At 36.8% G+C, this 13154-nt stretch carries 14 protein-coding genes; 1 reads left to right on the top strand and 13 read right to left on the bottom strand.

Translation table 11 applies throughout. The features are described from left to right. Nucleotides 1-37: 37 nt before the first annotated feature. From spoVAD to gdhA, 12 genes are all read right to left on the bottom strand, one after another. A complete protein-coding gene (gene spoVAD / locus WMO38_RS03355) occupies nucleotides 38-1063 on the bottom strand; it encodes a stage V sporulation protein AD (RefSeq protein ID WP_349161444.1) in 1026 nt (341 codons plus the stop codon). Next, nucleotides 1054-1512 (bottom strand): SpoVA/SpoVAEb family sporulation membrane protein, encoded by a 459-nt coding sequence (locus tag WMO38_RS03350; RefSeq protein ID WP_349161442.1) that lies wholly within the window; start codon nucleotides 1510-1512, stop codon nucleotides 1054-1056. Before WMO38_RS03350 ends, spoVAD begins: the two co-directional genes overlap by 10 nt. A gap of 41 nt (nucleotides 1513-1553) precedes the next feature. Then, a complete protein-coding gene (locus WMO38_RS03345) occupies nucleotides 1554-1961 on the bottom strand; it encodes a stage V sporulation protein AB (RefSeq protein WP_021866895.1) in 408 nt (135 codons plus the stop codon). Beyond that, on the bottom strand, nucleotides 1958-2599 hold the full coding sequence (locus WMO38_RS03340; protein WP_349161440.1) for a stage V sporulation protein AA: 642 nt from the start codon (nucleotides 2597-2599) through the stop codon (nucleotides 1958-1960). Before WMO38_RS03340 ends, WMO38_RS03345 begins: the two co-directional genes overlap by 4 nt. Nucleotides 2600-2645: 46 nt before the next feature. Next, on the bottom strand, nucleotides 2646-3359 hold the full coding sequence (gene sigF / locus WMO38_RS03335; RefSeq protein ID WP_349161439.1) for an RNA polymerase sporulation sigma factor SigF: 714 nt from the start codon (nucleotides 3357-3359) through the stop codon (nucleotides 2646-2648). 18 nt (nucleotides 3360-3377) lie between these two features. Continuing rightward, nucleotides 3378-3812, bottom strand: a complete 435-nt coding sequence (gene spoIIAB / locus WMO38_RS03330; RefSeq protein ID WP_021866892.1) for an anti-sigma F factor — start codon at nucleotides 3810-3812, stop codon at nucleotides 3378-3380. A gap of 1 nt (nucleotide 3813) precedes the next feature. Continuing rightward, nucleotides 3814-4218: an anti-sigma factor antagonist gene (locus WMO38_RS03325; RefSeq protein ID WP_021866891.1), complete on the bottom strand. Its 405-nt coding sequence runs from the start codon at nucleotides 4216-4218 to the stop codon at nucleotides 3814-3816. 103 nt (nucleotides 4219-4321) lie between these two features. Next, complete coding sequence (locus WMO38_RS03320) at nucleotides 4322-5710, bottom strand: tetratricopeptide repeat protein (RefSeq protein ID WP_021866890.1); 1389 nt, start codon at nucleotides 5708-5710, stop codon at nucleotides 4322-4324. A 10-nt stretch (nucleotides 5711-5720) separates the two neighbouring features. Beyond that, a complete protein-coding gene (locus WMO38_RS03315; RefSeq protein ID WP_021866889.1) occupies nucleotides 5721-5861 on the bottom strand; it encodes a hypothetical protein in 141 nt (46 codons plus the stop codon). A 12-nt stretch (nucleotides 5862-5873) separates the two neighbouring features. Continuing rightward, on the bottom strand, nucleotides 5874-7178 hold the full coding sequence (locus WMO38_RS03310; RefSeq protein ID WP_349161438.1) for a bifunctional folylpolyglutamate synthase/dihydrofolate synthase: 1305 nt from the start codon (nucleotides 7176-7178) through the stop codon (nucleotides 5874-5876). A 3-nt stretch (nucleotides 7179-7181) separates the two neighbouring features. Next, nucleotides 7182-8711 carry a hypothetical protein gene (locus tag WMO38_RS03305; protein ID WP_349161436.1) on the bottom strand — a complete coding sequence of 510 codons (1530 nt, stop codon included), beginning with the start codon at nucleotides 8709-8711 and terminating at the stop codon, nucleotides 7182-7184. Between the two features lie 173 nt (nucleotides 8712-8884). Further along, nucleotides 8885-10231, bottom strand: a complete 1347-nt coding sequence (gdhA, locus tag WMO38_RS03300) for an NADP-specific glutamate dehydrogenase (protein ID WP_349161435.1) — start codon at nucleotides 10229-10231, stop codon at nucleotides 8885-8887. A gap of 394 nt (nucleotides 10232-10625) precedes the next feature. Here gdhA and WMO38_RS03295 point away from each other — a divergent pair, with 394 nt between their 5' ends. Continuing rightward, a complete protein-coding gene (locus tag WMO38_RS03295; protein WP_349161434.1) occupies nucleotides 10626-12215 on the top strand; it encodes an LCP family protein in 1590 nt (529 codons plus the stop codon). A gap of 84 nt (nucleotides 12216-12299) precedes the next feature. Here WMO38_RS03295 and WMO38_RS03290 read toward each other — a convergent pair whose 3' ends face one another. Continuing rightward, nucleotides 12300-13124 carry a Cof-type HAD-IIB family hydrolase gene (locus WMO38_RS03290; RefSeq protein ID WP_021866884.1) on the bottom strand — a complete coding sequence of 275 codons (825 nt, stop codon included), beginning with the start codon at nucleotides 13122-13124 and terminating at the stop codon, nucleotides 12300-12302. Between the last annotated feature and the right edge of the window lie 30 nt (nucleotides 13125-13154).

Genomic DNA, 13154 nt, shown 5'->3' with positions numbered 1-13154 from the left:
TACACATTTAATAATTTCCACATACTGTATATTATTTTTATACATGTTCAACAATCACTCCGTGTGCAATTCCGGGAACACTCTGCCCTTCATTATAACTTACTGTTGACAGTAATGCCCCTGTCGGAATAAATAAAATTCTTTTCCATTTTCCATCTCTTACATTGTCAATTATATATGAGCTAAACACCACCGCACTGCAGCCGCATCCACTTCCGCCCGCATGTGTTCCCTGTTTTTGCGGGTCAAATATTTCAATTCCGCAGTCCATATGAATCTGTGAAATATCATAACCTTTTTCTTTTACAAGATTTATAAGTATTTCTCTTCCTACCGTTCCTAAATCTCCGGTTATGATTCTGTCATAATATTTTTCATCCGTCTCAAAATCCTTAAAATTTGCCACAATCAGGTCTGCAGCTGCCGGTGCCATGCAGGCACCCATATTCATTGAATCTTTGACACCATAATCTATGATTTTTCCCGTTGTAATACCTGTAATGGCTGCAGGCTGCCTCTCGTTTGTAATAACTGCCGCTCCGCTTCCCGTGACAGTCCAGGTGGAAGCCTTAGGACGCTGGTTTCCATATTCAAGAGGAAAACGGAACTGTTTTTCCGCACTTGCGAAATGGCTTGATGCCATACATATGAGTCTGTCGGCCGCACCCGCAGAGATTATAAGTGCCCCAAGTGATAACGCTTCTCCAAATGTCGAACATGCACCATATATTCCGAAATGCGGAATTTCATATTTACTTATTCCAAAAGACGTCGCTATAAGCTGCCCTAACAAATCTCCCGATAATATATATCTTATCTGTTCTTTTTTGTATGATGTTTTCATAAGAAGCTTGTCTACTACAGCTTCCTGCAAGGCACTTTCTGCCTGCTCCCAGTTATCTTTTCCTGACATTGGGTCTTTTATCACAACATCAAACATTCTGCCAAGCGGACCTTCACTCTCTTTTTCGCCCACTACCGATGCGGTTTGTTCAATGTATACAGGTATATCAAACTTAAAGCTCTGACTTCCTTTTTGCACACTATCACCTCCTACATCCATAATTTTGCAAGCAGATATAATAGCCCGACTATCCATGATGAAAATATTCCATAAAGAATAACCGGTCCGGCTATCGTAAATATTTTGCATCCGATTCCAAATACTTCTCCCTCAGCCTTATATTCTATCGCAGGTGCTGCAACACTGTTTGCAAATCCTGTTATCGGAACGAGACTTCCCGCACCGCCCCATGTCGTTATCAGAGGATAAATATTAAGACCTGTAAGAATATTACTTGCAAGAACAAGGCAAATCGTCGTCCAAAGTGACGCCTCATCTTTTGCCATCCCTGCATTTTTAAATAGTTCTATAAGAATCTGGCCAAAAAGGCATATTGCACCACCTGTAATAAATGCTTTAATACAATTTTTAAGACAGCTGGCCTTTGGCGTTACCTGCTCAACATATGCGTTATAATTTTTATTTCTTTTTTCTACATCACGAATCATTCTGCCGCCTCCTACATAGGTTAGATTAATGGTATACCGGATTAATAAAGGAAAAAATAATAAATTATATGACCTGCTGCTTTTCCAAGACCAATCATAAGAATTATGATGCCAAGCCCGGAACCGATTCTTACACGCCTTATAAATATAGGCAGTGCTTTCAGTGTCTCTGCAAGGCTTACAACAAGCAGTCCTATAAACATTCCTGAAAATACTCCATACATCACAATACCTGCTGTGCCAATATCTATACTGATATTAAACATTGACAGGCAGTTTCCTGTTACAACTCCAAATAGCAGACATTCTTCATAAAAAAATATACTTTTTGTTGTTCCTGTTGATGCTGCTGCCCTGTTTATCATTCCAACGCTTGTTATAAGTGCAAAATATCCTGCTGCTGTAACCGCACCTGCTGCCAGTCCAAAAAAAGCCAGAAATACTGTCATGCTTTCTTTCCTTTCTGTTCTGTTTTGGATTTTCTGTCAATAAGCGTATCATCAACATCTTTTTCATATTTATCCATTTCAACTTCTATAGGTGTAGGTTCCCCTGACAGCCTCACCCCGGCAAAATGGTTATAGAAAATTATAATTCCAAGTGCAAGACCGACAGCATACATTATTTCCAGCAGTTTTACCTGTTGTGCATTGTCTGCTCCAAATATCTCATACACTTTCTCAAATATTTCAATGGTACTTACATCATTGTTGTATGCCATAATTGCGTACATGCTCCCGACAAATGTAAATGCAGCCACAAATGCTATTAATAATCCCTGCAGAAACTTTGAATGTTTCTTTTCCAAAATGTAATCCACAATAAAATCATTTTCACCAAGATTATTCACATCGGCATCAGGATATTTTTTTGCAACAGCTTTTACAATATCCATAAATGAAAGACATACTCTCTTTTTCTTTATTTTATTCACGCCAACTTCATCGAGTATAATAAGGCATATATGTTTTATATCATTTTCCATCTTTTTATCGTTGCAATATACATCAGCAACATCTCCAATTAATACCATGCGTTTTGAAACTTCGATGTTTTTGTCTGTTTTTATATATACCGTTTCACTCATTTTGACATCATCTCCTCGTTTTTAGCATGGCTTTCCAACAGGACATTTATTCACCGGATTTCATTTTTTTTAGTATTTTTTTCTCAAGCCTTGATACCTGAACCTGCGAAACGCCAAGAATTCCAGCTATTTCCGTCTGCGTTTTATCCTGATAATAACGCATATAAATAAGCTGGCGTTCTTTTTTATCAAGCTTTGAGAGCATCTCTTCCAGCACCATGCGGTTCATCATATCTTCACATGGGTCGTCTTCACACGGAAGCTTGTCCATAAGTGAAATATCACTTCCATCCCCCTGATAAATCACTTTGTGGAGTGACTCTATCTGTGCCGATGCATCAAATGCCTGTGCAAGTTCCTCTGATGTAACTCCGATTTCTGCCGCTATCTCAGTAAGTGTTGGCTCTCTTTTAAGTTTTTCCTCCATTTTCTCCCTCGCAATATAAGCTTTGTATGCGGTCTCTTTCATCGAACGGCTTACTTTTATCATTCCGTCATCTCTTAAAAAACGCTTGATTTCTCCCGAAATCATTGGTACAGCATATGTCGAAAACTGTACATCAAATGATGTGTCAAACTTATCAACAGCTTTTATAAGTCCAATGCTGCCTATCTGGAATAAATCTTCCTGTTCATAGCCACGTCCCGCGAATCGCTTTACTATGCTCCATATCAGTCCCATATTTTCAACAATCAGTTTCTCTCTGGCTGCTTTATCTCCTCCATGTGCCATTTCTATCAGTTCCTTAGTATGATTCATATAACCACACCCAATCCACTAATTATTTACTCCTATTTTTTTCTTCATCATCACGGTTGTACCGCTGTGCTTTCCTGATTTGACATGTAACTCATCCATAAATGCCTCCATAAATGAAAATCCCATTCCTGAACGCTCAAGCTGTGGCTTTGATGTATACATTGGCTCCATTGCTCTTTCTATGTCATCTATTCCAACTCCGTCATCATGTACTTCTATTGTCAGTTCATTATCATTAAGCTCACATTTCAGGCTTATTTTGCCTTCTCTTCCCTCATATCCATGGACTATACAGTTTGTTACCGCTTCCGATACAGCAGTTTTTATATCAGAGATTTCTTCTAATGTCGGATCTAATCTTGTACAAAATGCCGCAACAACAACTCTTGCAAAACTTTCATTTTCGGATTTTGAATCAAATATAATTTCAAAGCTGTTACTATTTTTATTCATTTCAATTTCCCCTTTTACCTTCTAATATTTTCTTCGCTGCATCATTTACATCACTGCTTACAACTACAAGCTTATGAAGTCCCGAAATAAGGAGTATTCTTGATATTCCTTCCCCTGCACCGGCAACATATATCCGGCCTTTTTCATGGATTTTTCTGTACCGTCCCATTATGAGACCTATTCCGGCACTATCCATAAAATTTATTCTGCTGAAATCAAATATTATATCTTCTACGCCTCTTACATCAATGACATCATCAATCACTTCTCTCATTTCATCCGCAAGATGATGGTCAAGTTCCGCTATCATGCTTATAACAAGCATTTTATCCGACACCATGTAAATATAATCTGTGTGCCTTACTTCATTTTCTCCGTCTGCAACAGCAACATGTTCTTCCTGCATTCCTGTCAACCTCCATTTGATTATAACTATATTTTTCCGTAACAAAAAACCTGACAGGCTTTCATTCCTGTCAGGTCTTCTCTTTTACGTATATTTTTCAACATCAGTGTGACTGTACATAAGCCTGTGCTTCTGTTACATATCCGCTGCTCTTGAATTCATCTGCTATAATTTGATAGTATTTTTTAGCATTATCCGGCTGATTAAGTGCAACATAACTCTTTGCCGCATAGAAAACTGCATCGGCTTTTGTCTTGTCACACTTATAAGCTCTCACAAGCAAATCTGCTGCCGTTGTGTAGTCAGCCTTGTTATATGCCGTCATTCCTCTGTTATACAAATCATTTGCCGCATTCATCATTGTAGCACCTGATATTGTATTATAAAGTGTCTTTGCTTCTTCAACTGGGAGTGAACTTACATCAACATCAGCAATAGCCTCTGCCGCACCTGTTGAATCATTTGAAATGTATAAGTTAGCTGCTTTTATAACAGCAGTCAACAGCTTATTATTGCCGTCTGCACCGCTTACCTGTGACAGACGTGTCTCTAACGATTCTTTTTCTTTCTTTACAGAATCGAGCTGGTTTTGAAGCGAATTAAGCTCTACATTGCCAGATGAGAGCTGTTCGCTGTATTCCTGAAGGCTCTTATTATATTCTGATGTAAGCCCCCTGTATCTTGACGGTATGATAAGAAACCATATCAATGCTGCTCCTATTGCAACACCAACAAGTATATTTATAATCGTTATGGCACCATTGCTTGGCTCTTTATATGATGAACGCGGAAGGATTACATCATTACCGCTTAACGGCTTTCTATCATCATCTTTATTTCTCTTCTTCAATGATGACTGTGATTCTTTCTTTTTAGATGATAATTCTTCATCAATAGCCTGCATATAAAGCTGTGCAAGTGTATTATTTCTATCAACTCTCAATACAGAAGCAAGACATTTTCTGGCTTTGCTGTATTCCTTTTCTTTTATATAAATAAGAGCAAGAAGCTGCTGTGCCTTTAAAAGTCTTGGATTCTGTGAAACCACCTTTTTGAGCTGAATCTGTGCCATATCGGTATTGCCTTCTTTGGCATATCTGAGAGACAGATTATATTTCTTAATTGTTGAAGTAACAAGCTCAAATTTATTCTGGTTTGACTGGATGTCAGTTATATAATCTTCTGCACAGTTATTATCAGGCTGGATATTTTTACTTATAACCCATTCGCTTAATGCTTCAACAACATCGCCCATCTCACAATATACAAGTCCTAAAAGATTTCTTGCATCTATATTTTTTTTATTTATTGTTATACTCATCTTCAGGCTTTCTACTGCACCGGACAAATCTCTTACTTTTGCTTTTGAAAGTCCGAGATTATAATATGCATTTGAAGCCATAACAGCTTTCTTATACATAGAAACGTCAATGCCGCAGTTCGGGCAGTGGCTTTCTTTTGTAAGAACTTCATTACATTTAAAGCATCTCATTATTTTTCTCCTACTTGTCTGATAAATCCTCAACAATTTTATTAATAAGATCTGTTATATCAGGAACATCATTATTATAAATCGCATCTTCTGCGTCTTCTACTTCAAGGCTTGGCTTGAATTTTTTAATCTCTTCATCAAAATCTATCATATTGTTCCTCCATTATTTAATAATACTCATTATCTCACCGACAAGATATAATGAACCTGTGCAAAAAAGCACGCCATCAATATCACGCCGCAGTGCAGCTGCACTCTCATATGCATCTTTTATATTTATTTTGTCAATCACAGGCTTGTCCGTATATTTCTTAAATGTATCACTTATACAGCTGTCATCCAGGCACCTTTTTCCCTGTATCCCTGCGATAACAAAATAATCAAACATATTACTGTCACATATGCTCTTTATCATTCTGTCATAATCTTTATCATTGACAACAGAAAAGAGCAGTATCGTCTTTCTGCCGCAGGTAATCGGGCTTACTGAACAAATAAGTGCTTCTATGCCTTCAGGATTGTGTGCTCCATCAACATATATGTTATCTGCTATCTGTTCCATACGGCCATGCCATTGTACTTTTTTGACAGCCTTATGGACTGCATTGCTCTCAAGTTTTACAACTCCTGTTTTTTTAAGCACTTCAGCTGCCGTAAGTGCCAGTGAACAATTCTGGACCTGATATACGGCACCGGTTGTAATTGTAAAGCAATCATTCTTATAATACATATTGTTTAGCGAAAAATCAATACAATAGCCGTAGTTTTTAATTATTTGAAAATCTTTTTGTGTCACACCATATGCTTCACAATTATTATCCTCTGCTTTTTTTTCTATTATATCTGTCACGCTTTTTTTATCTTTTATAAATACAACAGGAACATTATTTTTTATTATGCCAGACTTTTCTTTTGCTATCTTTTCTATTGTATTGCCAAGTATCGCTGTATGCTCAAGACTGATTGTTGCTATTATATCAAGAACAGGATTTTTAACTGCATTGGTCGCATCAAGTCTTCCACCTAATCCCGTTTCTATGACGCAGATATCAACATTTTGTTTCAGGAAAACAATAAATGCTATGCCTAAGAAATAATCAAAATATGCAAGGCTTCCTTTTCCAAGTTCATCTTCCACCGCTTTTACCCTGGCATATGCCTCAGCAAATTCTTCTTTTGTTATCATCATTCCATTAATTCTTATGCGTTCACGTTCGTCTATCAGATGCGGAGATGTAAACAGCCCGGTCTTATAGCCGTTTTCCTGTAAAATACCTGCAAGATAGGCACATACAGAACCTTTGCCATTGCTTCCTGCAACATGTATTACTTTGAGCTTATCCTGTGGATTGCCGAGCCTTTCCAGAAGTTTTTCCGCTCTTTCACATCCTGTTCCCGCTACAAACTGGCTTAACGAATTAATATATTCAATTGCTTTTTCATAACTTTTACCATCAATTATATTCATTTATTATTTTCCTATTTTAGTTATGTGTGTACCTTCGTGATATAACTTTACCTGACCATCAGCCACTGTATCACATATAATGCATCCGGATGACGAGGGTGTATCAAATGCCTGACTGTCAGGTGTATCATGAAATTCTTTCATCATTCTTTCAACTGCAATTCTTCCGTCAAGTGTAAGAAGTCTCACAGCCTGTACAAATACTTCATCTTCAAATGTTATTTTATAATAAAATGCACCCCATTTGTTTTTTATAATCTCAGAAAGTTCATGTTCCCGCAATTCTGCCTCTTTTGCCATTCTCTCTGACTCTTTTGCAGCATTTTCCTTGTTATTTTCACACTCGCCTGTTGATATATCAAGTTCTTTCATTTTCTGCTCAAGTTTTGAAACAGACTGCTCATATTGTCCAATGCGTCTGTTTGTATTATTTACTTCCGAATAATATAGTTTCGTGTCACTCTCAGAATGTTTCCCTGCATTGTACTCATCTTTTTGTGATGCAAGTTTATCAAATTGCACACGTTCTTTTTCAAGTAAATCTTTTTCACTCTGAAGTTTTTCACCTGTCTTTGAAACCTGCTCATAAAGCCTGTCCAGTTTTTTATCATACTCTTCAACTGCAGCCTTCTGTGTCTGTATCTCTTTTAGCATTGCATGAAAATCCGTAATTTCTTTTCGCTGCATCGCCCCATTTTCTTCCGTAGTATATGATGGCAGAGATTTTTCATTGACGCCAAATCCTGTACCATATGCATTTTTTGCCTTCCATACAAGCTGTGCCATAAGTGCACATGATATTCTTTTGAAACTTTTAAGTACATTGACGCTTGCTGTAACATATGCAGCTATCTCATCAAAAACCTGTACTCCAAGTATCTGTATGACATCCTTTAAATACGTCGTTTTTTTCTCTAATCTCAGTATTCTTCCAATGCCTTTACCCGAAAATTCTTTAGGCATAAGTCTTTTATGTAATTCTCTCTTATCTTCTATAGATATTTCATCTATTCTTTTCTGTATTCTCAAATCAGTATCTGCAACATCCTTTGCATCCTGACGCACAAGACACTGATGTAATGCCGCAATAAATGCTTCGTTATAGTATATGCTGACATTTTCTATTTTATTAGCAGGAGTATCATATTTTGTAATATTATACAATTTTGCCGCTTCAGCTGCTGCCAGAAATGAAAGTCTTTCCTCACTTACTGTCAATGATTCCTGTGCTGTCAGCCCACATTTTTGTGCAATGAGTTCTTTAAGCCGTATTTCAAGTTCACTTCTTGTATCAGCATGAAGCTGTATTATATTTTTTCGTACCATATCTGAAACACGCACTATCTGATAATCTATAGACTTAGATGAAGCGAACGCCTGCATAAATGAATTGGCTGCATCTGCAAGCGAGTTAACCAGCTTATTACCGGTCTCTTTTGCAGCATTAAGAAGATTAGTCTGTGTAATCAGGGCTATTTCAAGCCTGACATCTTCGTCTGACATTTTTCGTATTCCATCAAATATATTAGGCATCAACAATCACTCCTCTCTAATCAAAAAGCTCTTTACCCATTGCAATAACTATAATAAAAGTCCCATAAACATTTGTCAAATCTCAGATTTGAATTTGTCTACGGGACTTTTATGTATTTTAAAATTTTATATCCTGGCTGATACTGACAGCCTCTTAATCAGATATTAAAGAATTAGTAAACACCCTGAGCTAACATAGCATCTACAACCTTCTCGAAACCTGCAATGTTAGCACCTGCTACATAGTTTCCTTCCATGTTGTATCTCTTAGCTGCATCATCAATGTTATGATAGATATTTACCATGATTGTCTTTAACTTAGCATCAACTTCTTCAAATGTCCAGCTGAGTCTCTCGCTGTTCTGGCTCATCTCAAGAGCTGAAGTTGCAACACCACCGGCATTAGAAGCCTTACCGCAAACGAATAATACTCCGCTATCCTGTAAATACTTTGTTGCTTCAAGTGTTGTAGGCATGTTAGCACCCTCACAAACAACCTTAACACCGTTAGCTACTAACTGCTTAGCATCTTCAATATCAAGTTCGTTCTGTGTAGCACATGGAAGAGCTACATCACACTTAACTGTCCATACGCCATGTTCGCCGTTCTTCTTCTCATGATACTGAGCTGACTTTCTTGCTGCTGCGTACTCTGTAAGTCTTGCTCTCTTAACTTCCTTAACTTCTTTAAGAAGAGCTACATCAATACCGTCTTCATCATAAATCCAGCCTGTTGAATCAGAACATGTAACAACCTTAGCACCAAGCTGCTGAGCTTTTTCAATTGCATAGATAGCAACGTTACCGGCACCTGATACAGCAATTGTCTTGCCTTCAAGTGATTCACCATGACACTTCATAAGTTCTTCTGTTAAGTATAAGAGACCATAACCTGTAGCTTCTGTTCTGGCAAGTGAACCGCCGTATGAAAGACCCTTACCTGTAAGAACGCCTTCGTACATACCTCTGATTCTCTTGTACTGACCGAACATGAAACCAATCTCTCTTGCACCTGTACCGATATCACCAGCAGGAACATCGACATCAGCACCGATGTACTTGCAAAGTTCTGTCATGAAGCTCTGGCAGAATGCCATAATTTCTCTGTCTGACTTACCCTTAGGATCGAAGTCAGAACCACCTTTACCACCACCAATAGGAAGGCTTGTAAGTGAGTTCTTAAATACCTGCTCAAAACCTAAGAACTTAATAATACCAAGGTTTACAGATGGATGTAAACGTAAACCACCCTTGTAAGGTCCGATAGAGTTATTGAACTGTACTCTGAAACCTCTGTTTACCTGTACCTGGCCCTTGTCATCTACCCAAGGTACACGGAACATAATAACTCTGTCCGGTTCTGTAATTCTTTCAAGAATTGCATTCTTTCTGTAAAGTTCCTCGTTAGCATCGATAAACGGTCTTAATGACTCAAGAACCTCATTTACTGCCTGTAAAAATTCTGGCTGATCTGCATTTTTCTTAGATACTTTTTCTAAGACTTCATCAACATAACCCATAATATCTTTTACTCCTTTTCTTAACGCCGCAGCGAAATATTATGGTGTTATTATATTAAATATGCTTAATTTTTGCAAGTTTTTTATGTTGTATACTTAATTTTTTGCCGTTTTTATTAAATAATTAATTATTTTAATTAGTTTTTTATACATGTCCTATTATTTCACTTAATAATATTAAGTGTGTAATACTATGAAAATATAATATATTCTTACCACGTTTCCGGGTGTTTTCACACTGTAATCAAACCTTAATGTTATAATGTAAAAAAGCCATAAAATTTAGTTTATTTTTATTGTTATTTGTATTTTTTGTTGTATAATTAAATTTATCTATGCCGATTATTACCAGCTAAGATTTTTAAAATTCTTTCTATTGATAAAGGGGATTGTTATGGCAAACTTTTTCACAAAGACCAATAAAGATATGAAATATATCTTTAAAAAAAGTACAAATCTGAACAAAAAGGAAAAAAGAAGAAAAAAACGTGGCGTTATGGCTCTTATCGGATTGCTTCTCGTTCTTGTTGAGCTTGTTATATCCGGCCTTTTCCTGTTTGAGATTTTTAAACTGGATATTTTTCCTACAAAATACTTTATAATGATGATTGTTATACTTGTTCTTATTCTGTTATACAACTTTACATCACAGTTTACCAAAGCTCACTACTTCGGTAAGTTTTTATCGGTTCTTATGTCAGTCATTTTAGTTTTTGGATACCTTGTAGGTTCAAAAGTAAACTGGGCTTTTGGCAATATTACAAATACGAAGATTGAGACTGATGTTGTCGATGTTATCGTACTTAAACATGACTCTGCTTCTTCTATAAAAGATGCTCTTTCATATACTTTTGGATATAACGGTTCTATTGAGGAGACGCTTTCGACAAAAGCAGCAGAACAGATTAATTCAGAAAATAATGCCAGCATTTCAACAAAGAAATATACATCATGGGATAATCTGCTTGAGGCTCTTTATTCAAATAAAGATATTAAAGCAATATTTATGACTGAGTCGATGCGTGCTTCCATGTCTGAAGAAGATACGGATTTTGCATCAAAGACAAAAGTTCTTGGCAACATAAAGATTATTACAAAGACTACTGTAAACACAGCTGCAAAGAAATCAAAGGGTGAACCTTTTGTTGTATATATATCAGGAAATGACGGATATGGCGATATATCTGATGTAGGCCGAAGTGATGTTAATATTCTCGCAGTGATTAATCCTGAGACAAGACAGGTTCTTCTTATTTCTACACCTCGTGATTATTATATTACGATAAGTGATGCAAACGGAAGAAAAGGCATTGATAAACTTACACATGCAGGTAATGCCGGAACTCAGGGTTCTATTGATGCACTTTACGACCTTTATGGTTTTAAAGCTGATTACTTTATGAAACTTAACTTTGACGGATGTGTCAAGATTGTCGATGCACTCGGAGGCATTACAATTGATTCTGAAGTGGAATTTACCAACGGTAATGATGCTGCTCCTGAAAATTATCATTTCGTTAAAGGCTTAAATGAATGTGACGGTGCAATGACTCTTGCATTTGTACGTGAGAGACAGTGCTTTATGAATGGCGATTTCCAGCGAGGAAGAAACCAGCAGGCAGCTATTTCAGGTATTATCAACAAAGCTACTTCACCTTCTATACTTACAAGTTATTCATCAGTGCTTGAGGCTGCAACAGAAGTTTTATATACCAACATGCCAACAAGCATGATTACCGGTCTTATAAAAGACCAGCTTGCTGATTCGACACCTTGGAATGTCCAGTCTTATGCAGTAAGCGGAAGAACACAGTCTAACTATTGTAACTTATATGGATTCTATGCATCAACTGTTGTTCCTGATTATGACACGGTTAATATAGCAATCAAACTTATGAACATGATTTACAATGATGAAACAGTCAATGTTGATGAGTATGTTGAAAGTCTTGAAAATGAGACTGCAACAGGTAGTGCACAGTAAATCTTATATTTAACTTACTATATAAAAAGACGATTCTGGTTTACAATTCAGAATCGTCTTTTTTATAATCTTTAAATGACATATTTATTGCTCGTTAATTATAAATCTGTTGATAACATCTGCCACAGCATTTTCATCATTATTAAGATCTGTTACCATATCTGCATTATTTTTCACTTCGTCATATGCATTTTTCATTGCTATCCCTAATCCTGCATATTTTATCATTGAAATATCATTAAGTCCATCGCCACAGGCAATAAGCTCTTCTCTTTTAATCCCAAGCTGCGAAAGAAGCTCTGCAAGTGATGCATCTTTTCCTACATTCTTTGGTACAACTTCAAGAAAATAATCTTCTGAGAAAAACAATTCAAGTATGTCGGAATATTTATTCTCCAGCTTTTCTTTTACAGGAAGAAGCTTTTTGTGTTCTCCTACAACAAGAACTTTTGAAACAGGATAATCTACAAATTCAGGTATGTTGTCAACCTGCATTATGCTTGCACTGTTACAAAATGCCTCTTTTATTACATATTCATCATCCGCTCTCTCAGATATAACTTTGTCTTTGTAATATGTCAATGGTGCAACATCACACTCTCTTGCAGCAATGCATATATCCTCAATGCACTGCTTAGGAACATATCTTTCATATACAAGTTTTCCTGTCTTACAATCCAATATATTGCCACCGTTATATGCAAGCACATAGCCTCCGCGTTTCTCCAGTTCAAGCATACGTGCAACAGGAAGTACGCCAAACATCGGCCTGCCTGATGCAAGAATAACTGCCGTACCCACATCAATCGCTTCCCAGACAGCCTTTTTATTAACATCTGATAATTCCTTATTACTGTCCATCAAAGTTCCATCCAGGTCAAGTGCAAGTGCTTTGTATTTTTTTTCCATTATGCTCTCCATTTCCGCATTCTTATTTTT

Origin of the sequence: Lachnospira hominis (ex Hitch et al. 2025), from assembly GCF_040096395.1 — a bacterium.
Lineage (GTDB): Bacteria > Bacillota > Clostridia > Lachnospirales > Lachnospiraceae > Lachnospira > Lachnospira hominis.
This window is presented reverse-complemented; position numbering and strand designations above follow the sequence as displayed.

Excerpts from the sequence above, each read along its gene's own strand:
- WMO38_RS03340 (WP_349161440.1), bottom strand. The coding sequence starts at position 2,599 with ATGAGTGAAACGGTATATATAAAAACAGACAAAAACATCGAAGTTTCA.
- WMO38_RS03325 (WP_021866891.1), bottom strand. The coding sequence starts at position 4,218 with ATGCAGGAAGAACATGTTGCTGTTGCAGACGGAGAAAATGAAGTAAGG.
- WMO38_RS03305 (WP_349161436.1), bottom strand. The coding sequence starts at position 8,711 with ATGCCTAATATATTTGATGGAATACGAAAAATGTCAGACGAAGATGTC.
- gdhA (WP_349161435.1), bottom strand. The coding sequence starts at position 10,231 with ATGGGTTATGTTGATGAAGTCTTAGAAAAAGTATCTAAGAAAAATGCA.
- WMO38_RS03290 (WP_021866884.1), bottom strand. The coding sequence starts at position 13,124 with ATGGAAAAAAAATACAAAGCACTTGCACTTGACCTGGATGGAACTTTG.
- sigF (WP_349161439.1), bottom strand. The coding sequence starts at position 3,359 with ATGAATCATACTAAGGAACTGATAGAAATGGCACATGGAGGAGATAAA.
- spoVAD (WP_349161444.1), bottom strand. The coding sequence starts at position 1,063 with ATGGATGTAGGAGGTGATAGTGTGCAAAAAGGAAGTCAGAGCTTTAAG.
- WMO38_RS03315 (WP_021866889.1), bottom strand. The coding sequence starts at position 5,861 with ATGATAGATTTTGATGAAGAGATTAAAAAATTCAAGCCAAGCCTTGAA.
- WMO38_RS03350 (WP_349161442.1), bottom strand. The coding sequence starts at position 1,512 with ATGATTCGTGATGTAGAAAAAAGAAATAAAAATTATAACGCATATGTT.
- spoIIAB (WP_021866892.1), bottom strand. The coding sequence starts at position 3,812 with ATGAATAAAAATAGTAACAGCTTTGAAATTATATTTGATTCAAAATCC.
- WMO38_RS03295 (WP_349161434.1), top strand. The coding sequence starts at position 10,626 with ATGGCAAACTTTTTCACAAAGACCAATAAAGATATGAAATATATCTTT.
- WMO38_RS03320 (WP_021866890.1), bottom strand. The coding sequence starts at position 5,710 with ATGAGATGCTTTAAATGTAATGAAGTTCTTACAAAAGAAAGCCACTGC.
- WMO38_RS03310 (WP_349161438.1), bottom strand. The coding sequence starts at position 7,178 with ATGAATATAATTGATGGTAAAAGTTATGAAAAAGCAATTGAATATATT.
- WMO38_RS03345 (WP_021866895.1), bottom strand. The coding sequence starts at position 1,961 with ATGACAGTATTTCTGGCTTTTTTTGGACTGGCAGCAGGTGCGGTTACA.